The organism is Metabacillus sp. KUDC1714 (genome assembly GCF_014217835.1).
GTDB classification, from domain to species: Bacteria; Bacillota; Bacilli; order Bacillales; family Bacillaceae; genus Metabacillus; species Metabacillus rhizosphaerae.
The window spans coordinates 1631670-1653808 of record NZ_CP055263.1 but is presented as its reverse complement, the minus strand read 5'-3'; the positions used below and the strand labels follow the sequence as shown (position 1 = coordinate 1653808).

Below are 22139 nucleotides of genomic sequence, written 5' to 3'. Positions count from 1 at the left end.
TTAATAAAGTCATTTCAACCAACAGGAGGATAAAATGAAAGTAGCAATAGCATCAGATCACGGTGGAAAGAATATACGAAGAGAAATTATCTCATTACTAGAAGAATTGAACATTGAGTATGATGATATGGGCTGCGAGTGTGACACCTCGGTTGACTATCCCGATTATGCATTACCAGTTGCAAAAAAGGTAGCCAATGGCGAAGTGGATCGTGGAATCCTTATTTGTGGTACAGGCATTGGCATGAGCATTGCTGCAAATAAAGTCAAGGGCATCCGCTGTGCACTAGTCCATGATATGTTCAGTGCTCAAGCGACCAGGGAGCATAATGACACAAATGTATTATCAATGGGCGAACGTGTCATAGGTCCTGGCCTTGCAAGAGAAATCGCGAAAATCTGGTTAACAACCGAATACCAAGGTGGGCGTCACGCAACACGAGTTGGTAAAATTAGTGAATATGAAAATGAGCACAACTAAAAAGGATGTCGTATAAACGATGACAAATCTTGAAATATGGCAGCAAGACCTATCTAATCTTTTGGAAGATTTTAATGCCCAAGCCAATCTGGTAAAAGACGATATTGTGGTAATTGGTTGTAGTACAAGTGAAGTGATTGGTGAAAAAATCGGTACAGCAGGCTCAGAAGAAGTAGCTGATATGATTTTTCAAACACTAACAAAGTTTAAAGAAACAACAGGTGTGCATCTCGCCTTCCAATGCTGTGAGCACTTAAACCGTGCATTAGTGATCGAAAAACCAGTAGCCAAAGCAAATAAATTTGACGAAGTCACAGTCATTCCAGTTAGAAAAGCTGGTGGAGCAATGGCAACGCTTGCTTACCAACAGATGGAAAGTCCAGTCGTCGTTGAGTTTATCAAGGCTGATGCAGGAATTGATATTGGCGATACATTCATAGGCATGCACCTAAAGCATGTCGCAGTACCATTGCGCAGCAAAATCAAGCAAATTGGATCAGCGCACGTTACCATGGCAAAATCACGTCCAAAGCTAATTGGCGGCTCAAGAGCTGTGTATGAAGCTACGAAAGAGAATAGTTCATGCCACTAAAAGTAGAGGGATCAACATTTTGAAGGTTGGTTCCTTTTTTTATTTGGGAACGTAAGACGTAAAATTGTAAATTTACCTCTCTCACTGGAATCCGAGGTCAGAACCAATCTGCTCGGAAATTGAACCGCAACACCAAATAATTGAACCACAAATCAAAATAATTGAACCTGGCACTAAAAATACCTGTTCAAAACGGAGTAGATTGAACCACTCTGCCAAAGAATTGAACCGCAACACCAAATAGTTAAACCACAAACCAGAATTATTGAACCAACTCAAACTTACCACCACTAACGTCAAACTATAAATAAAATTACAAATATTCACTTTTTAAGGTTGACTTTGTCAGAAAAAGTAACGACAATAGGTTGTATCAATTTCTGTCTTTTAAAAAATACTATAAAGAACAGTAATGGTAGTGTTTCCAATCAAACGAATGTTTTTAACAAGAACTACTACTAATATTCGTATTTAAGCCTATTGTTCAGCCAAAAAGGCAAAAATAATAAAATTTTTTCAGAAAATCTTTTACAATGCAGCTAATAAACGTGTACAATATAGATGGAAATAGACGTTGAAAAAGCTGTGTCAGATAAAACCATAACTAGTGTTTTTAATGAAGGGAGATTCAAACGAAATGAAACATTTACCAGAACAAGATGCAAAGGTATTTGAAGCCATCCAACTTGAACGTACTCGTCAGGAAGCGAAGATTGAATTAATTGCTTCTGAAAACTTTGTAAGTGAAGCTGTCATGGAAGCGCAAGGATCCGTTCTTACGAATAAATATGCTGAAGGTTATCCAGGTCGTCGTTATTATGGTGGCTGTGAGCATGTTGACGTAGTAGAGGATATTGCAAGAGATCGTGCGAAAGAAATCTTTGGTGCAGAATATGTAAATGTTCAGCCTCACTCAGGTGCGCAAGCGAACATGGGTGTATATTTCACAATTCTAGAGCAAGGTGATACGGTTCTAGGAATGAATTTATCTCATGGTGGTCACTTAACACATGGTAGCCCGGTAAACTTTAGTGGAGTTCAATACAACTTCATTGAGTACGGTGTTGATGAAAAAACACATCTAATCAATTATGATGATGTATTAGAAAAAGCAAGAACTCACAAGCCAAAGCTAATTGTTGCCGGTGCAAGTGCTTATCCAAGAGCAATTGACTTTAAACGATTCCGTGAAATTGCTGATGAAGTAGGCGCATATTTCATGGTCGATATGGCTCATATCGCTGGTTTAGTTGCTGCTGGACTACATCAAAATCCAGTACCATATGCTGATTTTGTTACAACGACAACACATAAAACACTTCGTGGACCACGTGGTGGTATGATTTTATGTAAAGAGGAATTTGGTAAGAAAATTGACAAATCAATCTTCCCTGGTATCCAAGGTGGACCTCTTATGCATGTAATTGCGGCAAAAGCAGTATCTTTTGGTGAAACTCTTCAAGATGATTTTAAAACATATGCACAAAACATCATTGACAATGCGAAGCGTTTAGCGGAAAAATTACAATCAGAAGGTCTTACACTAGTTTCAGGTGGTACAGATAATCACCTATTATTAGTAGATGTTCGTTCACTTCAATTAACTGGTAAAGTTGCTGAGCATGTATTAGACGAAATCGGAGTTACAGTTAATAAAAACACAATTCCTTTCGAAACAGAAAGTCCGTTTGTAACAAGTGGTGTTCGTATTGGAACTGCTGCTGTAACAAGCCGTGGCTTTGGTGTTGAAGAAATGGATGAAATCGGAAGCATCATTGCGTTTGCATTGAAAAATCATGAGGACGCAACAAAGCTTGCTGAAGCAAAACAACGCGTAGAAGACTTAACAAGCAAATTCCCTTTATATAGAAACCTATAATATAATCAACAGGGACTGACTTACATTTTGTGAGCCAGTCCCTGTTTTTTATTGTCTATTTATGTCGAATGGTCAATATCCCATTGATTTCGGCTGATATATTTCAGTTTCGGACAATATAGCAAGTAAGCTGGACAATAAACCAGGATTTTCAGACAATATGACATTTTCCGCTTAGAAAACGGAGAGAATAAAAAGAGTTAGAAAGTTTAAATAAATAGAACTCACTTGAAACTATAATTGAATTTCTGTAAAATCTATTGAAGTGTTAAAAGAAAAGGAGATGATTTGATGGGGAAAGTATACGTGTTTGATCATCCATTAATTCAACATAAACTTACATATATTCGTGACAAAAGTACAGGAACAAAGGAATTTCGTGAGCTTGTTGATGAAGTGGCAAGCTTAATGGCGTTTGAAATTACCAGAGAACTTCCATTAATGGAGGTTGATGTTGAAACACCTGTTTGTTCGGCAAAATCTAAGGTGCTTTCAGGGAAAAAACTAGGGATTATCCCGATACTTCGTGCAGGTTTAGGAATGGTTGACGGAATCTTAAAGCTAATCCCAGCTGCAAAGGTTGGACATATTGGCTTATATCGTGACCCAAAAACACTACAACCAGTTGAATACTATGTAAAACTTCCTTCAGATATTGAAGAGCGTGAATTTATTGTTGTTGACCCGATGCTCGCAACAGGCGGATCTGCAGTAGAAGCAATTAATTCCTTGAAAAAACGTGGTGGGAAAAATATCAAATTCATGTGCTTAATTGCATCACCTGAAGGCGTCGAAGTAGTAAAGGAAGCACATCCTGATGTTGATATTTATATTGCTGCTTTAGATGAAAAGCTTAACGATCATGGCTATATTGTCCCTGGATTGGGAGATGCTGGTGACAGACTTTACGGAACGAAATAATATAGTAGAAAAGGGAAAACCTCATTTAACGGGTTTTCCCTTTTTTTGTACATGTTTTTCTAAATGAGGAACAAACTAAAAAGGGAGGTGGAATTAGATGGGAATCATCAAGAAGATTATACCTTACATCATTTTACTACTATTAATATCCTTCACTGCCACAACGAATGGTGAAACCTATCCTAAACGACCACCACTTCCTAGTGAGAATCATTTAGAGGAAAAAATTCAAAGGATCATGATAGTAGTAAAAAAAGAACAGTTTCATCATTTTAAAAAGAGAATAAGTGAACAACCTCAATTAAGCATTCATCAAACCTACCAAAATGTATTTTATGGATTTTCAATAGAAGGTCCTCTCGAAATACTACAAACTATCCAGGAAGATAAGGCTGTGCTTCATTCAAGTCAAGTTGTTTCCTATGCACCACATATAAATGAAAGTGTTCCGTTTATTGGAGGAGAAGAAGTAAGGGGACTATTTGACAGGGATGATCATAGACTCACTGGAAAAGGTGTAAAAGTAGCGATAATTGATACAGGGGTCGATTATCATCATCCTGATCTGTATCGAAATTATCGAGGTGGCTATGATTTAATTGACGGTGATAAAGATCCAATGGAAACGATGGCAGCTAATGGAAGTGAAACAATTCATGGCACACATGTGGCTGGTATTATTGCGGCTAATGGTAAATTTAAAGGAATTGCTCCAGAGGCAGATATTATTGCATACAGAGCACTAGGCCCTGGTGGAATGGGAACATCTGATCAAGTGATAGCTGCAATTGAAAGAGCAATAAAAGATAAAGTAGATATAATAAATCTTTCATTAGGTAATAATGTAAACGGTCCTGATTGGCCAACAAGCTTGGCGCTTGATCATGCCGTTGAATCTGGAATTGTAGCCGTAACCTCTAGTGGGAATTCAGGACCAGGAGTATGGACGGTTGGTTCACCTGGTACTTCAGAAAAAGCAATTTCTGTAGGAGCGTCCTCACCGCCACTGCAAATGCCTTACTTAAAAATATCTGGTGAGAAAGAATTAATTCCTATGAATTCTTTACAAGGAGCAAAGCCTTGGGAGCTAAAAGGCTTAGATACGATTGTATTTGGTGGCCTTGGAGAAACGAAAGATTTAAACGAGACAATGCGAGGCAAAATCGTGTTAATAAAAAGAGGGGAATTGACCTTTACAGAAAAAGCTCGTAACGCAAAACAGCAAGGAGCAAAAGCGGTTATTATTTATAATAATATAACAGGGGGTTTTTCTGGGGCTCTAGAAATACCACTAGATATTCCCGTTGTATCGATCTCAAAAGAAGCTGGATTATTAATAAAAAAACAGCTCAAACTCAAGCAAAATTCAGGCATTCGTACAATATATAAGAAAGAAGAAGATGAACTAGCTGATTTTAGCTCAAGGGGACCAGTTACAAATACTTGGGCGATAAAACCAGATGTTGTTGCACCAGGAGTTGCCATAGATAGTACCGTTCCAGGTGGATATTTAGCCTTACAAGGAACAAGTATGTCAGCACCACATGTAGCGGGTGCCTGTGCGTTAATCAAACAAGCACATCCAGAATGGAGCCCCGAACAAATCAAGGCATCCTTAATGAATACAGCAACACCTTTGAAAAATGCTCAACATAAGAAGCTAATGCCGAATGAACAAGGAACAGGGAGAATTAATGTAAAAGCTGCGATTGAAACAGAGGTTTTAGTTTATCCAGGTACACTTACATTTGGACAATACTATACGGATCATTCCCGAACAAAAGGAGTAAGAAGTCTTACACTTGATAATCAATCAGATCGTAAACAAACTATTTATTTTAAATCACCAATCTACAAGCCGGGTATTCAATGGAATCTTCCTACTAAAGTAACTTTAAAACCAGGAGAAAAAAGACAAGTTACAATTAGTCTTGATATAACACCAAACCAAATTAATCCAGGAATCCATCAAGGGTGGATTCAAATCGAACAAGAAGAAAATATAATAGAACTTCCTTATATTTTTGTGATGGATGAACCAAATTATCCGCGAGTAATGGGATTTGAATTGGTATATGGTGATCAACCTGATATATATAAGTACCAAATGTATTTACCAGGTGGGGCCGATGAAATGGGAATTGCTTTATATGATCCAGATACAATGACCTTTGCTGGATTTTTAGACTGGAATAGAAATGTACCTAGAGGAGTTTTTAAAAAAGAGATAAAAAAAGAAACGCTAAAAGAATTAAAAGATGGTATTTACAAAGCAATCATTTTTGCAAAGAAAAGTGGAAAAGAAGACCAAATTGAGGTAGATGTTTTACTAGGTGAATAATTCATTACACTTAACAATGTCAAGGGGGAGATGGGTTGAAATGTGAACGATTTGTGATGTTTCAAATAGTTTGTGAATATTTTAACTTTAAACAGATTGACATCACATATATGCTATTGTATGCTAAACGAGGGTATAATGATAAGGTTTACAATGTCAATAAAAAACCCAGCTTTTAACCTCTAAATCCGTTATAAATCTAGTAGCGAGGATTTATAAAATGCGTCAAAAACAACGCCATCCGCTCCATGCGATGGGCCTCATGTCAGCAATCCTTTCCCAATTAGTAGGTTCAGTCTTGATTGGTATTTTTGGAGGAAAATGGATTGACAATTACTTTAAAATAGAACCGCTTTTTTTGATCGTCGGCCTTCTGCTTGGACTAGCTTTTGGAGTTTACGCCATGCTTAGATTGATCCACTACTATTCTTTAGGAGAATAAACATTTCATGTTTGATATGCATCTGATGTTTCGCAGATATCGAAAGTACATATTTTATCTACTAGCCCTCTATGTAATTGGGTGGGGTTTTACGGAATATCAGTCTGTTTTTCTAGGGTTAATCCTAGGAACTTGCATTACTCTGTATAATTTGTGGATCATGGTGAGAAAACATAATCAGTTTGATCGCGCCATTGAAGAAGGAAGAAAAGCGGGATCGTTAGGAACAACATCGCGAATGGCAGCAGCTGGTGTTGCAGTCTTCTTTGCTATTAAGTTTCCTGACTATTTCGATCTAGTTAGTATCATTATTGGATTAATGACGATGTATATCGTTATTATGATAGATTATGCAATTCAACATTCACGCGCTTAGCTGGGAAGAGAGGTGAATCAATTGGGTCACGAAGCTCCTGTGGTACATTTTTTAGGACTATATTTTAATTTATCAAACGTATTAATGATTACGATATCTAGTATCATCGTTTTCTTAATCGCACTTGCGGCTACACGCAGATTAGCAATGAAGCCAACAGGTATGCAGAATTTTGTTGAATGGGTTGTCGACTTTGTAAAAGGTATTATAGGCAGCACGATGGATTGGCAGACGGGTGGACGTTTTTTAACGTTAGGTATGACATTATTAATGTATGTATTTGTATCAAATATGTTAGGTCTACCATTTGCAATAGTTGTTGACCATGAATTATGGTGGAAATCTCCAACTGCTGATCCTGCAATTACATTAACTCTAGCAATTCTTGTCGTAGCATTATCACATTACTACGGTATTAAAATGAAGGGTGTATCTGAGTACGGTAAGGATTTCTTCAAGCCGATGCCTTTCATGTTCCCACTTAAGATTATTGAAGAATTTGCGAACACATTAACGCTTGGTCTTCGTCTTTACGGGAATATTTACGCAGGTGAAATTTTATTAGGCTTGCTTGTTAGCCTTGGAACAAGCGGATATGTAGAAAGTTTTGGAAGTGGAATTATCGGCACACTTGCCGCAGCAATTCCAATGTTAGCATGGCAAGGGTTTAGTATCTTTGTGGGTGCAATCCAAGCATTTATTTTCACTATGTTAACGATGGTTTATTTGGCACACAAAGTGAGTCATGACCATTAATCAATATATGTTCATACTTATTGAACTAAAACAAAAGAAATACTACTTTTCATACATTTAAAGGAGGAAATTAACAATGGGTTTATTAGCAGCTGCAATTGCAATTGGTTTAGCGGCACTAGGTGCTGGTATTGGTAACGGTCTTATCGTATCTCGTACAGTAGAGGGGATTGCACGTCAACCAGAAGCTAAAGGTGCATTACAAACAACAATGTTTATCGGGGTAGCATTAGTTGAGGCGATTCCAATCATCGCGGTAGTTATCGCATTTATCGTTATGGGTCAATAATTCGATAAGTAAAAAGTATTAATATGGCGAAGATCATTCAAAGCGAACCTTCGCCTTTCCTTTATGCACAGATACGTAAACTTTTGATTAACAGTAATAGTTTACCTTTTAAACTTTATACAGAATAGAAGGGTTTCTTAGGAACGAGTAGTTCATCGGAAGCCGAACACTATCAACCCATCATGGAACTCTTGAAGGGAGTGAAACCGAGCTATGTTAACGTTTGATTTAGCGTTAGGTGCGTCTACTGGCGGCCTTAACACAGGTGATATCGTATTTCAGCTTGTAATGTTCTTAATCCTACTTGCACTTTTAGGTAAATTTGCATTTGGACCAGTTATGAACATAATGAAGCAACGTGAAGAGCATATTGCTAATGAAATTAATAGTTCTGAAGAAAGAAATATTGAAGCACAAAAGCTAGTTGAAGAGCAACGTGATCTATTAAAACAAGCACGTGTGGAAGCTCAAGCTCTAGTGGAAAATGCGAAAAAGCTTGGTGAGCAACAAAAGGAAGATATCATCCAAGCAGCTCGTTCTGAAGCTGGCCGTCTTAAAGATGCAGCACTACAGGAAATCGAGAAAGAGAAAGAGCAAGCAGTTGCAGCATTACGCGAGCAGGTTGCATCTTTATCCGTATTAATTGCTTCTAAAGTAATTGAAAAAGAGTTGAATGAACAAGAGCAAGAGAAATTGATCAACGACTACATCAATGAGGTAGGCGAAGGTCGATGAGCAAAGGGATCGTTGCGAAACGTTATGCAGTAGCTCTTTTTCAACTTGCAAAGGAACAAAACATAATCGATCAAATCGAAAATGAATTGCTCGTTGTAAAACAAGTATTTACAGCGAATAAAGAACTAATAGATGTCCTTAACCATCCTAAAGTTACAAATGAAACGAAAAAGTCAATTGTAAAGGAATCATTTGCAAGCCTTTCAAAACAGGTAGTAAATACACTTTACATTTTAATTGACCGACATCGTTCAGATATTGTAGCAGATGTTGTCAATTATTTCGTGCAACAAGCAAATGAAGCGCGTGGTACAGAGGATGCAACTGTATACTCTGTTCGAGCACTTACAGATCTTGAATTAACGTCAATTTCTACTTCTTTTGCTAAGAAAATTGGCAAAACTTCACTTCGTTTACAAAACGTTGTTGATAAGAACCTAATAGGTGGCGTAAAGCTACGTATTGGCAATCGTATTTATGATGGCAGTATAAGCGGTAAGCTTGAACGAATAGAACGACAATTAGTCGCAAATAGATTGTAGATAGGGGTGAAACTCATGAGCATCAAAGCTGAAGAAATTAGCGCGCTGATAAAGGCGCAAATTGAGAACTATCAGTCTGATATAAAAGTTAGCGATGTTGGTACTGTAATCCAAGTTGGGGACGGTATCGCTCGTGCTCATGGCCTCGACAATGTCATGGCTGGAGAGCTAGTAGAATTCGCAAATGGCGTTATGGGTATGGCTCAGAACCTTGAGGAAAATAACGTTGGTATTATTATTTTAGGACCTTTCACAGATATTCGTGAAGGTGACGAAGTTCGTCGAACAGGACGCATCATGGAGGTTCCTGTAGGTGAAGCTTTAATCGGTCGTGTCGTTAACTCATTAGGACAACCTGTTGATGGATTAGGTCCGATTGAAACAACAAAAACTAGACCAATTGAAAGTCCAGCACCTGGCGTTATGGACCGTAAATCTGTTCATGAACCACTTCAAACTGGTATTAAAGCAATTGACGCATTAGTACCAATTGGGCGTGGACAACGTGAGTTAATCATCGGTGACCGTCAAACTGGTAAAACTTCTGTAGCAATCGATACAATCTTGAATCAAAAAGATCAAGATATGGTTTGTATCTATGTTGCAATTGGTCAAAAAGAATCAACTGTACGTGGTGTTGTTGAAACATTGCGTAAGCATGGTGCATTAGATTACACAATCGTTGTAACTGCATCTGCATCACAACCTGCTCCAATGTTATTCTTAGCACCTTATGCTGGGGTAACAATGGGTGAGGAATTCATGTATAACGGCAAGCATGTTCTTGTTGTATATGATGACCTTACGAAGCAAGCTTCGGCATACCGTGAGCTTTCATTACTACTTCGTCGTCCTCCAGGTCGTGAAGCATACCCTGGTGACGTTTTCTACTTGCATTCTCGTTTACTCGAGCGTGCTGCAAAATTAAGTGATGCAAAAGGTGCAGGTTCATTAACTGCATTACCATTCATTGAGACACAAGCAGGTGACGTTTCGGCTTATATTCCAACAAACGTTATCTCAATCACTGACGGACAAATCTTCCTTCAGTCTGACCTCTTCTTCTCTGGCGTACGTCCAGCGATTAACGCAGGTTTATCTGTATCTCGTGTTGGTGGTTCAGCACAAATTAAAGCGATGAAGAAGGTAGCTGGTACATTACGTCTAGATCTAGCTTCATATCGTGAACTTGAATCATTTGCTCAATTCGGATCTGACCTTGATAAAGCAACACAAGCTAAATTAAACCGTGGTGCGCGTACTGTTGAAGTACTAAAACAAGGATTAAATAAACCATTAGCAGTTGAAAAACAAGTTGTCATTCTTTATACCTTGACTAAAGGATTCTTGGATGATATTCCTGTATCAGATATCACTCGCTTTGAAGATGAGTTCAATGCATATTTAGATCAAAATAACAAAGCACTTCTTGAAGAAATTCGTACAACAGGCGGACTTCCAAAAGACGAAGATATACAAGCAGCAATTCAAGGCTTCAAAAAGACGTTTGCTGTTTCTGAATAATTATATAAGAATTTTGCTGCGGTGAAGGCTCTCTGAGCTTTCACTTAGCACGTTATAATCAAATTTGCTGATTTTTAAATAAAGGTGGTGAGAACCTTTGGCATCATTACGCGACATAAAATCCAGAATTACTTCAACAAAAAAGACAAGTCAGATTACAAAAGCAATGGAAATGGTTGCTACTGCAAAGCTTAAACGTGCAGAAAATAATGCGAAGGCATTTGTACCTTATATGAATAAAATTCAAGAGGTTGTTGCAAGTATAGCAAATGGTAGTACTGATGTAAGTCATCCAATGCTAGAAAGCCGTCCTGTTAAGCGTACTGCATATTTAGTCATTACTTCTGATCGTGGTTTAAAAGGGGCTTTTAACAGTAGTGTAATCCGTGCTGTTTTCCAAGCAACTCAAAAGCGACATAAGTCGAATGATGAATTTGTAATAATCGCACTTGGTAAAATGGGTCGTGACTTCTTTAACAAGCGTGGAATGAACGTTATTTCTGAAATCACTGGTATTAGTGATGAAACATCTTTTGCAAGCATAAAGGATATTGCAAGTAATGCAGTAAACATGTATGCAGATGGAACATTTGATGAGTTGTATATGTATTACAATCATTTTGTTAGTCCAATTCAACAAGATGTTACGGAGAAAAAACTTCTTCCACTAACTGATATTGCTTCAAGTAGTAAATTAACATCTTATGAGTTTGAACCAAACCAAGAAGAAATTTTAGAAGTGTTGTTACCACAATATGCTGAAAGTCTCATCTATGGAGCATTACTTGATAGTAAAGCTTCTGAGCATGCAGCACAGATGACAGCAATGAAAAATGCAACTGACAATGCAAAAGAGCTAATTAATGGTCTTACATTGACATATAACCGTGCACGTCAAGCTGCGATTACACAAGAAATCACAGAAATCGTTGGCGGCGCTGCGGCACTTGAATAGATTAACTAATTCGTTATAGAAAGTAAATTTCGTAATTTGCTTGGTGTCTAGCTTCAGCGCCTAGACCTTCGAGCATAAGCCAATCAGGAAATGAAGGCAAAGAACGCCTTTTTTTCCTGCTCGTCTTATACTTGTCAGGCCTAAGCAAGGCGCTTACGCATTTCGTGATAGGAGGGAAAACGATGAATAAAGGACGCATTACGCAAATTTTGGGTCCGGTTGTTGACGTAAAGTTCGAAAGTGGTCAACTTCCAGACATTTATAATGCCCTTACAATTAAAACCGAAGCGAATGATAATGAAGTCGCTATCGATCTTACTTTAGAAGTTGCCCTACATTTAGGTGACGATACAGTACGTACTGTTGCGATGTCTTCTACAGATGGACTTGTTCGTGGAGTAGATGTTACTGATACAGGTGCACCAATTTCTGTACCTGTTGGTGATGTAACTCTAGGTCGTGTATTTAACGTATTAGGTGATAATATCGACTTAGATGAGCCAATTCCTGCAGAGTCTCGTCGTGATCCAATCCATAGACAAGCTCCTAAATTCGATCAACTTTCAACTGAGGTTGAAATTTTAGAAACAGGAATTAAAGTTGTAGACTTACTTGCACCATATATTAAAGGTGGTAAGATCGGTCTATTCGGTGGTGCCGGAGTAGGTAAAACCGTATTAATCCAGGAGTTAATTAACAACATCGCACAGGAGCACGGTGGTATTTCTGTATTCGCTGGTGTTGGTGAGCGTACTCGTGAAGGTAATGACCTTTACCATGAGATGACTGACTCTGGAGTTATTAAGAAAACAGCAATGGTATTCGGACAAATGAATGAGCCACCTGGAGCACGTATGCGTGTTGCTTTAACAGGTCTTACAATGGCTGAATATTTCCGTGATGATCAAGGACAGGACGTTCTTTTCTTCATGGATAACATTTTCCGATTCACACAAGCAGGTTCAGAGGTTTCTGCCCTTCTTGGACGTATGCCATCTGCCGTTGGTTACCAACCAACATTAGCAACTGAGATGGGTCAATTACAAGAGCGTATCACATCTACTAACGTAGGTTCTGTTACATCTATCCAAGCAATTTACGTTCCAGCCGATGACTACACGGATCCGGCTCCTGCAACGACATTTGCTCACTTAGATGCAACAACTAACTTAGAGCGTAAATTATCTGAAATGGGTATTTACCCTGCGGTGGATCCTCTTGCTTCGACTTCACGTGCTTTATCACCTGAAATCGTTGGAGATGAGCATTACTCTGTTGCTAGACAAGTACAACAAACATTACAACGTTATAGAGAGCTTCAAGATATCATCGCGATTTTAGGTATGGATGAGCTTTCTGATGAAGATAAGCAAACTGTTGCTCGTGCTCGTCGCATTCAATTCTTCTTATCTCAAAACTTCCACGTTGCAGAACAATTTACTGGACAAGCTGGTTCATATGTTCCTGTTAAAGAAACTGTTCGTGGTTTCAAAGAGATTCTTGAAGGTAAGTATGATCACCTTCCAGAAGATGCGTTCCGTTTAGTAGGACGTATTGAAGAAGTTATCGAAAGTGCAAAACAAATGGGTGTAGAAGCCTAATTTTGGGACCTAGGAGGGTATGAGTATGAAGACAGTATTAGTCAATGTCGTTACTCCCGATGGCCCAGTTTACGATGCAGACGTAGAAATGGTGAGCGTAAAAGCTCATAGTGGTGAGCTTGGTATCTTACCAGGTCATATTCCTATGGTTGCTCCATTGGAAATTGGAGCAGTTCGTCTAAAGCAAGGGAGTGGCACTGAACTCGTTGCTGTTAGTGGTGGCTTTATTGAAGTACGACCTGACAAAGTTACGATTTTAGCTCAAACAGCTGAAAAATCAGAGTCGATTGATGTAACTCGTGCCCAAGCAGCTAAAAAACGTGCTGAAGAGCGTCTAAATCAAAAAACAGATGAAATCGATTTTAAACGTGCTGAATTAGCACTTCGACGTGCAATCAACCGTTTAGATGTAACGAAATAAATAATGAAAAGGATGGTCATAGAGTTTTGCTCTACGACCATCCTTTTTTATTAGATAATGTTATTAATAAAATTGCACACGGCTTCAAATAGGTAAAGTGCACATTTTGATAAGCAATCTATTACTTATCTGTGATGATCAAGGTACATACACATATTTGTAATTGGGATATGTCCAACACATTATTCAGATATGAGCAGGCCTCTCTAAATACGTCAGAAATCGATTTTAGAGTTCTGCCTCATCTCTACTTACTTACAGTGCTTATTCATCCTTAAGAATCGCTTGTAGAACGTCTGACCACTAGCATCCTTATTTGATAAATAATGGTGAGGGAATAAATTCTGAAAGTGTAAATGATATCGACCATAGCGAATACCCATTGTGTATTTATGATCAACATGAGAATATTCCTCCACAAACCATTCCGCTTTATCACTATTTTTTTGGATTACTATTTCACACAAATAAACACTAGTCAATTGCTCAAACTCTTCGATGCTTATTTGAAAGTCATAGAATCTATTCTTTTGAAAAAAATGAAAGTATAATTCCTCAAGGTAGATTAGGCTTTTTGGTGAATAATCAAGGGAAAGGTTAACTTCTCTACATATTTCTACTAAAAGCAAAAGCTGTTCCTTCCGTTGCTGATAATAGTGTGTTTGAGCAGCGTAAAGGTTATCAAAAAATGGTAATTGATCTGCATACTCGAAAAACACATCTCGTGGACTATCAAATATTGGCTCCATTTTCTCATCCTTTCTATTTGCGTGTCCTTGATTAGGAAGCAATAATGTTATACCCGCAAAGTATAACATAGAATGTTGGCCAATAATTCTGTAACAATTTATTCATAATTAAGGAATTTATTGGAGGTCAGACCATAGTAGAATTGAGTAGTAACAAAATGTAGTTTAAAGCATGAACTGTAAATTATAACCTAAATACATTAAATTTTTGTTAAAGCTAAAAATCAATCATGTAACACCATTTTTTATATATAATGTTCAAGGGTATATACCGAGGATAAAAATGGTTATAGTGGTTGTTTTTCCCTTATTTATAGGTAAATATAAGCTTGTTTTTTTGAAAAAATGAGGTATGATTTAAGTTGCTTTGTGTCTTTATGATCGTAAAATGGAGGGATGAAAGAATGCCCGACTATGGCCAAATGGCTTTAATAAGTATGCTTGTAAATCTTGGCTTTATGGTTATAACCTGGTGGTCTTTACAAGCATTGAACATCGAGAAATGGATAAAAACGGGCAAAGTAATACAAGCAAGAGCACTTTTAATACTATTAACAATTGCAATAGGATCTATGGTTAGTAATTTTTTCCTTGATTACTTGTTATGGGCTCAAGCATTGCCTATGTTATTTTAATCAAGGCAATTAATTGAAACACAGTTACAAAGCTTTTCCTATTAGTGTTTATAGGCATTTTGATCGGGGTATGAATGCTACATACAACCCCTATTGCGTATAACAGTGAGAATCTAAAAAAGTGTTGCATACGATAAACAATTTTTCTTATTCCGTGGCTAAGGTTTGTCTAATATTGACGACTATTTCCACGTATGTCTACTTCTAATCCGGTAACAATGTTACTAAGGAGAGGAAGTGACCGTGATGAGAAAAAAAGAGATAGCAATTGTGGCTTTTACAACAATGTTTATTGTGTTTACATTGGTGACTAATCATATAGGAGCAGAAGGAAATGAGGCAAAGATTTCACGTATTGCTGAAGTGATGCTTAACCAAGACGTACAAATTGATAAGTGGTCCTTGTATTCCAAAAAGATTGTCGATAAAAAGTCAATTAAAGAAGTGAAACAATTTGTAGACCAGCATCGTCAATATAATTGGGCGTATGAGCAAGACAATGAAGTATCTAAAGCGATCGGTGTTTATGTGAATGAAAAGAAAAACATAATTGAGAAGCTTCAACTAGTAACCACCCTCACAAACAATCAATCACAATCGTATATCCTCTATGAGGTAATGGGTGAAGGTAAGCAAACAAACTGGAACAAAATGAATGAATATTTTACCAACCAGTCATTCGACATATTTCACGAAAATGTTACAACTTTTGCTTGTGTAGAAGGAATGCTTGATGATAAGATGAAAGTTAGTTTGTACGAAAAGTCAATTGAAGTATTAAAGGAATTTGATGCTAGTCCTGTTGAAAAACTTCAGGAACCAGATTTTATTTCTGTATCAGGAAAAACCTCATTATGGGAAGACTTTATTCCAACAAACAACGATGAAATGAACATTCAAATTGCAATGAGAACGGACGGAATGGGCAATAATACTACACTTGTAATAGGAACACCAATCATTACGTCTGAATATTAATATAGAGAAATTGGGACGCGGAGGGGAATACTTTGGAAAAAATCATCGTCCGCGGCGGTCGAAAGTTAAACGGTACCGTGAAAGTTGAAGGAGCAAAAAACGCCGTTTTACCAGTTATCGCTGCATCTTTGTTAGCTAGTGAAGAAAAAAGTATCATCAGTGACGTACCTACGCTCTCCGATGTGTATACAATTAATGAAGTTCTGCGATATTTAGGCGCAGATGTCCATTTTGAAAATAATCAAGTGATTGTAGATGCATCAAAGGAGCTTACAACAGAAGCACCATTTGAATATGTAAGAAAAATGCGTGCCTCAGTATTAGTAATGGGAGCACTATTGGCTCGTAATGGTCGTGCACGTGTTGCGTTACCTGGTGGATGTGCAATTGGTTCAAGACCAATTGATCAGCATTTAAAAGGTTTTGAAGCAATGGGAGCAACGATTAAAGTAGGAAACGGATTTATAGAAGCAGAAGTTAACGGAAGACTTAAAGGTGCTCGTATTTATCTTGACTTCCCAAGTGTTGGAGCTACTGAAAACATCATTATGGCTGCTGCTCTTGCAGAAGGAACAACAGTAATTGAAAACTGTGCTAAAGAACCTGAAATTGTAGACCTAGCGAATTACATCAATGCAATGGGTGGGATCATTCGCGGTGCAGGTACAGGGACAATCCGTATTGAAGGTGTTGCATATTTAAAAGGTGCACACCATACAATTATTCCTGACCGTATTGAAGCAGGAACATTTATGGTTGCTGCTGCTATTACTGGAGGAAATGTACTAGTTCGAGGAGCTGTGCCTGAACATCTAACATCTCTTGTTGCTAAAATGGAAGAGATGGGCGTTAAAATTGTAGAAGAAGAAGATGGTCTCCGAGTAATTGGACCTGAAAATTTAAAACCAATCGACATCAAAACAATGCCACATCCTGGATTCCCAACAGATATGCAATCGCAAATGATGGCACTACTTCTTCAAGCAAAAGGCACTAGTATGATTACTGAAACAGTTTTTGAAAATCGTTTCATGCATGTTGAAGAATTCCGTCGCATGAATGGAGATATTAAAATCGAAGGACGTTCTGTCATCATCAATGGTCCTGTGGGATTACAAGGAGCAGAAGTTGCAGCTACAGACTTACGTGCAGGTGCAGCACTTATCCTTGCAGGCCTATGTGCTGAAGGTCATACACGTGTAACAGAGCTTAAACATCTAGACAGAGGTTATGTAGACTTCCACACGAAACTTGCGTCAATCGGTGCTGACATCGAACGTGTGAAAGAAGAAATTCAAACAACATCTGATCAGCAAGCAGCTGTATCAGACTAATTATATGCCTTCATAAAAGAAGCAGGAGCCTTAAATGGAAACCTGCTTCTTTTAATTTTGTCTTTAGGAAACGTTCTTTTCACGACTTTACTAGAATACCTATATTAGTTGGAGTTTATACATGAATATGTGAAAAAGTTGAGATATTTGGAGGGAGGGCGATATAAGGTTAAAAGAGGCGATGAAGAATTGAATTGACGCAATAATAGAGTGATGTGACGCAACAAAGTACCGAATTGACTTAAACATAGTGTCAAAAAGACGCAACAAGCTCATGTTTTGACGAAGCCTCTCGAGTCTATCCTAATCTTTACTATAAAAACCATACCCAAAAGGCCACATAAATCACAAATCAAAAAGAAATCTCCACAATGCTAAAATTCCAATCTAACCACTAAAAAAGTGCCATACCCACACCCCTGTCCATCCACCGGAAAATAATGTGCTGTCCAAGTTTTTTCCTGTCATAATTGCTTGTCCGAGCCCATAAGATGAACTATAGATAAACACTCATCAACTCAACCTAAATCTTATTGGAGGCCTTAAAACATGAAATCAATGAAACCAGTTCTCTTTGCATTTGGCGCATTATTCATTATTATTCTCCTTATTCCAACTCTACTAGTGACTCCGTTTATGGATCAATCCAAAGGGAAATTAGGTGAAGAGCTTTCTGTTGCTAAAAGTGATGCACCGGTATTGGCTGAATCCCCTGTTGCAGTTCCTGTTTATAGAAGCCAAACAAAGAAAATTGAAAATATCCCGTTAGAAGAGTATGTCATTGGGGTAGTGGCTTCTGAAATGCCAGCAGAGTTTGAATCAGAAGCATTGAAGGCTCAAGCTTTAGCGGCAAGAACATATATTACAAAGCAGATGATGAATGATCAAACCTTAAGCGCACCAGAAGGATCTATCGTAACAGATACCCAAATGCACCAAGTATATAAAAATCCTCAAGAGTTAGAAAGTCAATGGGGAGATGACTATGCATGGAAATTGGAGAGAATAACAGAAGCCGTTGCCGCAACGCAGGGTAAAGTTCTTACATATGAAAATCAACCAATCGATGCCCTATTCTTTTCAACTAGCAATGGGTACACGGAAAATTCTGAAGCCTATTGGACAGAAGCTATTCCTTATTTAAAAAGTGTTGAAAGTACGTGGGATGAGGATTCACCAAAGTTCTACGATCAAAAGGTTATTTCCATTAAAGAATTTGAAAACAAATTGGGAGTTAATATAGATAATAATGGATCTGTTGGAAAGATAACCGCACTGACACCTGGAAAGCGTGTAGCAACAGTTGAGGTTGGTGGCAAAGAGTTTAGCGGTCGAGACGTGAGAGAAAAGCTTGAATTAAAATCATCTGATTTCACATGGGAGATGAAAGGTGATTCGGTTGTAATTGAAACAAAGGGCTTTGGACATGGAGTTGGAATGAGTCAATATGGTGCAAACTTTATGGCTGAGGAAGGTAAAAATTATAATGATATTGTATCCTACTATTATCAAGGAGCAAAAATTTCTGCAGCAGAGCCATTTTTAACGAAATATACTGTAAAAAAATAAATAAAAAGGCAGTCAAAAATAGTTCACCTATTTTGACTGCCTTTTATTGTTCGGCGAGTTAGCCTTCTTAATAATAAATATCATTATTTCACACTGAAAAATTTTCGCTTCGCAATTAAATAGGAAATAGTAACCCCAATCGTATCCTTCACAAAATCAATCACTGTTGCTGAACGAGCTGGAACAAACGATTGATGAATTTCATCTGTTAGACCATATAGGATTGCTATGATCGCTGCCACCAAGCTTGCTCGTTCACTCCATTTTTTATGTGCCATAAATGCGAATGCAATCAGCCAATAAAGAATCGCAAATTCTATTAAGTGTAGGGATTCCTTCAATAGCGTGTCGAAGGAAAATGGTGTTTTAACAAACGCGTCAGCTGGATTACTAGATAATATCCAAATTAGCACCATATATAGAAGGGGAAGAATTGTAATGAGCAGCTTTTTCATGCGATAAACTCCTTTATTTTAAAAAATTTTCTAATCGGTACATATTATTATAAACAACGCACATACTAAATTTAAAAAAATTTTTTTAAAGATGTGTATATAATTCAGCGAATCTGATCAGAATGATTGCTGAGGTGATGATAGAATGAGAGAGGAAGAAAAGAAACGTACTTCTCAAAACACAAAATTTCAACAATTTTTTAGAAAACGTTGGGTATTTCCGGCAATTTACCTAATGAGTGCTGCAGTTATCCTTACAGCGGTTTTATGGTATCAAAGCATTAGCAACAATGTAGCAGAGGATTTGCAAACTCCTGATCAAGGAGAAAACGCAATGAATGATCCTGAAGCAGTAGAAGTAAATGCACTTAAAGAAAACGTTAAAATGCCTGCTTTAGATCCAGATGCAGTTTCAGTCGTTAAAAAGTTCTATGATCCTAACGCTTCAACTGAAGAGCAAGAAGCGGCACTAGTATCCTATAACAATTCTTATAGAATGAATAAAGGGATCGACATTGCAAATGAGGATCAAAAACAATTTGATGTTGTTGCATCACTAAGTGGTACAGTAACAAAAGCAACGAAAGATCCAATTTTAGGCTATGTTGTTGAAATTGAGCATGAAAACGATGTAGTAACAGTTTATCAATCATTAGCTGAAGCAAATGTACAAGCTGGTGATAAAGTTGAACAAAATGAGTTAATTGGTAAAGCTGGTAAAAATCTTTACAATGAAGAAGATGGTAATCACTTACACTTCGAAATTCGTCAAAATGGTACAGCGATTAACCCGTTAACATATATGGATAAGCCGGTAACATCCATTGAAGAGCCAGTTCAAGAAGAAGCAACTCAAGAGGAAGCTACACAGGAAGAAGCTCCAAGTGAAGATGCTGAAGCTCCAAAAGAAGACGCTGAAGCAGATGACAAGTCTGCAGAGGAATCTCCAGAATCAGATAAAGATGCCCAAAAGGGAGAAACTGAAGGAAGCGAACAATCTAACGAGCCTGAAGCTTCAAATAACACACTAAATTCGTAAGGATAAATCCGATACGAGGTTGAACTCAAAAGTAAATGAGATCAGCCTCGATTTTTTTTGTTAAAAACCTTCGATAATAAAAAACCAATGACCCCGCCGAATGTATTCAATAGTAAATCATCTACATCAAACGCCCCCACACGGAATATCAGCTGAGCGATTTCGACTGAAAAAGAAAAGGCAATAGTACACCCTACCATACGGATAAAAGATCCTAACCTAGGAATGAAAAACGGTAAAAGGAAACCAAATGGAACAAATGCCAGGACATTCCCTACAAATTGATCCGTAATTGATAGTCCATCGAAATTAGAAAAATAGCCTAGTATTGTTTGAAAAGGCCTAATATTATGTGAGCAGTCCCTCTACAGATTGTCTATATGAAGAGAAAAATAATAAATAAAAGAGTACACACACATATAATAGAAAGCAAATTAGTAAAAAGAAACGCTTATAGCTTTTCATGTTAACCTCCTTAATAAAAAGTATCAAAAATCTAGCAAACTTGCTATGAGATTCCAAAATATACTTTGTTTAAAGCGTTATCCTCGAACCATGTCGAGAAAAAACCATATGACAAATATCCTTTTTTAGCCAACTTCTGTTGACCGATTGATATATGGGTCTCATAATAAAACTGATCGAATATTTAGTACAAGATAATAGGAGGAGGTTCTTTTTATCCCATTCTTAACGGGCAGTAAGACTTCCACTTCAAGATTCGAGAGAAACAAAGAAGATAAGTGGGAGATAACTGCCCGTAAAGATCCGATAAGTTTCGCTAACCATCGGTGGGGGATGAAGAAAACCCCCACCGATGGAAGTCTCACTTTATCGAATAATAATGTTAACGCTTACAAAAGGAGGGTTAGAACCATTGACGATTTTATTGATTATGTTATTAATAACGGGATTTAGCCTAGTAATGGGCTTACGCAAACGAAAACCTCAATTTTTACTAATACCTATCTTATCACTACTACTCTACTTCATTGTACAAATAGCACTTGTCCCAGCACCATTTTTTGAAACCGTTAAATTTATTTTTAGCTTATCTTAACTAGCAGCAATCCGTAACCGAAGAATGTCTTTACTTTACCTTATTTTTCAGGAAATCACTCGGAGGTGGCTTAATGAAGAAAATTGATAAGAAAGTGGCAGATGCATACTTTAAAGAGCGCACACGAAATATTGTCATTTATTTAATTATTGGGTTTCTATCCTCTTTTGGTGTTGTTTTATTTGCTGAGTTTTTTAGTAAATTTAGTATTAATGGCTTTCCTTTTCATTATTTTATGGGAGCACAAGGTGCTGTCGTTGTTTTTATTCTATTATTATTTGTTAATGCAAAAGTCAGTGATTCAATTGATCGGAAATACGGAATTGATGAAAGTAAAAATGAGCAGTTAAGTGCTGGTAAAACGTTAGATCATTAAAGATGGACAAGGGGTTTATATAGAGCAACAATGGGTTGATATAATTACTTACTGATGAGTCAAAGAATACTTGTGACAATAAGGGGGAT

At 37.5% G+C, this 22139-nt stretch carries 24 protein-coding genes; 21 read left to right on the top strand and 3 right to left on the bottom strand.

Annotation, left to right across the window (positions count from 1 at the left end; translation table 11 throughout):
• Positions 1-34 precede the first annotated feature (34 nt).
• The 15 genes from rpiB (at position 35) to HUW50_RS07895 (ending at position 13855) form a co-directional block, all read left to right on the top strand.
• The gene (rpiB, locus tag HUW50_RS07965; RefSeq protein WP_066328594.1) at positions 35-481 is read left to right on the top strand and encodes a ribose 5-phosphate isomerase B; all 447 of its coding nucleotides are present in this window, start codon (positions 35-37) and stop codon (positions 479-481) included.
• A 19-nt stretch (positions 482-500) separates the two neighbouring features.
• Positions 501-1073, top strand: coding sequence for a TIGR01440 family protein (locus tag HUW50_RS07960; protein ID WP_185653815.1), 573 nt, complete (start codon positions 501-503; stop codon positions 1071-1073).
• A gap of 637 nt (positions 1074-1710) precedes the next feature.
• Complete coding sequence (gene glyA, locus HUW50_RS07955; protein ID WP_066328598.1) at positions 1711-2952, top strand: serine hydroxymethyltransferase; 1242 nt, start codon at positions 1711-1713, stop codon at positions 2950-2952.
• Between the two features lie 291 nt (positions 2953-3243).
• Entirely contained in the window at positions 3244-3873 is a 630-nt protein-coding gene (gene upp, locus HUW50_RS07950) for a uracil phosphoribosyltransferase (protein ID WP_066328604.1), read from the top strand.
• A 97-nt stretch (positions 3874-3970) separates the two neighbouring features.
• Positions 3971-6214, top strand: coding sequence for a S8 family serine peptidase (locus HUW50_RS07945; RefSeq protein ID WP_185653814.1), 2244 nt, complete (start codon positions 3971-3973; stop codon positions 6212-6214).
• 220 nt (positions 6215-6434) lie between these two features.
• Positions 6435-6656, top strand: coding sequence for an AtpZ/AtpI family protein (locus HUW50_RS07940; RefSeq protein WP_066328605.1), 222 nt, complete (start codon positions 6435-6437; stop codon positions 6654-6656).
• Between the two features lie 7 nt (positions 6657-6663).
• Entirely contained in the window at positions 6664-7032 is a 369-nt protein-coding gene (locus HUW50_RS07935) for an ATP synthase subunit I (protein WP_185653813.1), read from the top strand.
• Between the two features lie 21 nt (positions 7033-7053).
• The gene (atpB, locus tag HUW50_RS07930) at positions 7054-7788 is read left to right on the top strand and encodes a F0F1 ATP synthase subunit A (RefSeq protein WP_066328609.1); all 735 of its coding nucleotides are present in this window, start codon (positions 7054-7056) and stop codon (positions 7786-7788) included.
• 76 nt (positions 7789-7864) lie between these two features.
• Positions 7865-8077, top strand: coding sequence for a F0F1 ATP synthase subunit C (atpE, locus tag HUW50_RS07925; RefSeq protein ID WP_066328611.1), 213 nt, complete (start codon positions 7865-7867; stop codon positions 8075-8077).
• A gap of 213 nt (positions 8078-8290) precedes the next feature.
• Positions 8291-8812, top strand: coding sequence for a F0F1 ATP synthase subunit B (atpF, locus tag HUW50_RS07920; RefSeq protein WP_066328613.1), 522 nt, complete (start codon positions 8291-8293; stop codon positions 8810-8812).
• Complete coding sequence (locus HUW50_RS07915) at positions 8809-9354, top strand: F0F1 ATP synthase subunit delta (protein ID WP_185653812.1); 546 nt, start codon at positions 8809-8811, stop codon at positions 9352-9354. The genes atpF and HUW50_RS07915 overlap by 4 nt, the downstream gene beginning before the upstream one ends.
• Before the next feature lie 15 nt (positions 9355-9369).
• On the top strand, positions 9370-10878 hold the full coding sequence (atpA, locus tag HUW50_RS07910; protein WP_066328622.1) for a F0F1 ATP synthase subunit alpha: 1509 nt from the start codon (positions 9370-9372) through the stop codon (positions 10876-10878).
• Positions 10879-10975: 97 nt separating this feature from the next.
• A complete protein-coding gene (gene atpG / locus HUW50_RS07905; RefSeq protein ID WP_066328624.1) occupies positions 10976-11833 on the top strand; it encodes an ATP synthase F1 subunit gamma in 858 nt (285 codons plus the stop codon).
• A gap of 182 nt (positions 11834-12015) precedes the next feature.
• The gene (gene atpD, locus HUW50_RS07900) at positions 12016-13434 is read left to right on the top strand and encodes a F0F1 ATP synthase subunit beta (protein WP_066328626.1); all 1419 of its coding nucleotides are present in this window, start codon (positions 12016-12018) and stop codon (positions 13432-13434) included.
• A 25-nt stretch (positions 13435-13459) separates the two neighbouring features.
• Positions 13460-13855 (top strand): F0F1 ATP synthase subunit epsilon, encoded by a 396-nt coding sequence (locus HUW50_RS07895; RefSeq protein ID WP_066328627.1) that lies wholly within the window; start codon positions 13460-13462, stop codon positions 13853-13855.
• A gap of 251 nt (positions 13856-14106) precedes the next feature.
• On the opposite strand, the gene HUW50_RS07890 is transcribed toward HUW50_RS07895, so the two are convergent.
• Positions 14107-14604, bottom strand: a complete 498-nt coding sequence (locus HUW50_RS07890; protein WP_066328631.1) for a hypothetical protein — start codon at positions 14602-14604, stop codon at positions 14107-14109.
• Positions 14605-15008: 404 nt separating this feature from the next.
• Here HUW50_RS07890 and HUW50_RS07885 point away from each other — a divergent pair, with 404 nt between their 5' ends.
• The 4 genes from HUW50_RS07885 to spoIID all read left to right on the top strand — a co-directional run bounded on the left by HUW50_RS07885 (position 15009) and on the right by spoIID (position 19120).
• Positions 15009-15239: a DUF1146 family protein gene (locus HUW50_RS07885; protein ID WP_066328633.1), complete on the top strand. Its 231-nt coding sequence runs from the start codon at positions 15009-15011 to the stop codon at positions 15237-15239.
• 246 nt (positions 15240-15485) lie between these two features.
• Positions 15486-16217 carry a YwmB family TATA-box binding protein gene (locus HUW50_RS07880; RefSeq protein ID WP_157094310.1) on the top strand — a complete coding sequence of 244 codons (732 nt, stop codon included), beginning with the start codon at positions 15486-15488 and terminating at the stop codon, positions 16215-16217.
• A gap of 32 nt (positions 16218-16249) precedes the next feature.
• Positions 16250-17551, top strand: a complete 1302-nt coding sequence (gene murA / locus HUW50_RS07875) for a UDP-N-acetylglucosamine 1-carboxyvinyltransferase (RefSeq protein WP_185653811.1) — start codon at positions 16250-16252, stop codon at positions 17549-17551.
• Between the two features lie 558 nt (positions 17552-18109).
• Positions 18110-19120: a stage II sporulation protein D gene (gene spoIID, locus HUW50_RS07870; RefSeq protein WP_185654048.1), complete on the top strand. Its 1011-nt coding sequence runs from the start codon at positions 18110-18112 to the stop codon at positions 19118-19120.
• Between the two features lie 83 nt (positions 19121-19203).
• Here spoIID and HUW50_RS07865 read toward each other — a convergent pair whose 3' ends face one another.
• The gene (locus tag HUW50_RS07865) at positions 19204-19575 is read right to left on the bottom strand and encodes a VanZ family protein (RefSeq protein WP_066328641.1); all 372 of its coding nucleotides are present in this window, start codon (positions 19573-19575) and stop codon (positions 19204-19206) included.
• A 145-nt stretch (positions 19576-19720) separates the two neighbouring features.
• Between HUW50_RS07865 and HUW50_RS07860 the strand changes: the two genes are divergently transcribed.
• Positions 19721-20614, top strand: coding sequence for a stage II sporulation protein SpoIIQ (locus HUW50_RS07860; RefSeq protein WP_066328642.1), 894 nt, complete (start codon positions 19721-19723; stop codon positions 20612-20614).
• Positions 20615-20655: 41 nt separating this feature from the next.
• Here the strand turns inward: HUW50_RS07860 and HUW50_RS27500 are convergent, their stop codons facing one another.
• Positions 20656-20961: a VanZ family protein gene (locus HUW50_RS27500; RefSeq protein WP_185654047.1), complete on the bottom strand. Its 306-nt coding sequence runs from the start codon at positions 20959-20961 to the stop codon at positions 20656-20658.
• Positions 20962-21747: 786 nt separating this feature from the next.
• Here HUW50_RS27500 and HUW50_RS07850 point away from each other — a divergent pair.
• Positions 21748-22050: a DUF4212 domain-containing protein gene (locus HUW50_RS07850; protein ID WP_066328661.1), complete on the top strand. Its 303-nt coding sequence runs from the start codon at positions 21748-21750 to the stop codon at positions 22048-22050.
• Positions 22051-22139: the final 89 nt, after the last annotated feature.

Bases quoted from the DNA above. Each gene is read 5' to 3' on its own strand.
- rpiB (WP_066328594.1), top strand. From the start codon at position 35: ATGAAAGTAGCAATAGCATCAGATCACGGTGGAAAGAATATACGAAGA.
- HUW50_RS07960 (WP_185653815.1), top strand. From the start codon at position 501: ATGACAAATCTTGAAATATGGCAGCAAGACCTATCTAATCTTTTGGAA.
- glyA (WP_066328598.1), top strand. From the start codon at position 1,711: ATGAAACATTTACCAGAACAAGATGCAAAGGTATTTGAAGCCATCCAA.
- upp (WP_066328604.1), top strand. From the start codon at position 3,244: ATGGGGAAAGTATACGTGTTTGATCATCCATTAATTCAACATAAACTT.
- HUW50_RS07945 (WP_185653814.1), top strand. From the start codon at position 3,971: ATGGGAATCATCAAGAAGATTATACCTTACATCATTTTACTACTATTA.
- HUW50_RS07940 (WP_066328605.1), top strand. From the start codon at position 6,435: ATGCGTCAAAAACAACGCCATCCGCTCCATGCGATGGGCCTCATGTCA.
- HUW50_RS07935 (WP_185653813.1), top strand. From the start codon at position 6,664: ATGTTTGATATGCATCTGATGTTTCGCAGATATCGAAAGTACATATTT.
- atpE (WP_066328611.1), top strand. From the start codon at position 7,865: ATGGGTTTATTAGCAGCTGCAATTGCAATTGGTTTAGCGGCACTAGGT.
- atpF (WP_066328613.1), top strand. From the start codon at position 8,291: ATGTTAACGTTTGATTTAGCGTTAGGTGCGTCTACTGGCGGCCTTAAC.
- HUW50_RS07915 (WP_185653812.1), top strand. From the start codon at position 8,809: ATGAGCAAAGGGATCGTTGCGAAACGTTATGCAGTAGCTCTTTTTCAA.
- atpA (WP_066328622.1), top strand. From the start codon at position 9,370: ATGAGCATCAAAGCTGAAGAAATTAGCGCGCTGATAAAGGCGCAAATT.
- atpD (WP_066328626.1), top strand. From the start codon at position 12,016: ATGAATAAAGGACGCATTACGCAAATTTTGGGTCCGGTTGTTGACGTA.
- HUW50_RS07895 (WP_066328627.1), top strand. From the start codon at position 13,460: ATGAAGACAGTATTAGTCAATGTCGTTACTCCCGATGGCCCAGTTTAC.
- HUW50_RS07890 (WP_066328631.1), bottom strand. From the start codon at position 14,604: ATGGAGCCAATATTTGATAGTCCACGAGATGTGTTTTTCGAGTATGCA.
- HUW50_RS07885 (WP_066328633.1), top strand. From the start codon at position 15,009: ATGCCCGACTATGGCCAAATGGCTTTAATAAGTATGCTTGTAAATCTT.
- HUW50_RS07880 (WP_157094310.1), top strand. From the start codon at position 15,486: ATGAGAAAAAAAGAGATAGCAATTGTGGCTTTTACAACAATGTTTATT.
- spoIID (WP_185654048.1), top strand. From the start codon at position 18,110: ATGAAACCAGTTCTCTTTGCATTTGGCGCATTATTCATTATTATTCTC.
- HUW50_RS07865 (WP_066328641.1), bottom strand. From the start codon at position 19,575: ATGAAAAAGCTGCTCATTACAATTCTTCCCCTTCTATATATGGTGCTA.
- HUW50_RS07860 (WP_066328642.1), top strand. From the start codon at position 19,721: ATGAGAGAGGAAGAAAAGAAACGTACTTCTCAAAACACAAAATTTCAA.
- HUW50_RS07850 (WP_066328661.1), top strand. From the start codon at position 21,748: ATGAAGAAAATTGATAAGAAAGTGGCAGATGCATACTTTAAAGAGCGC.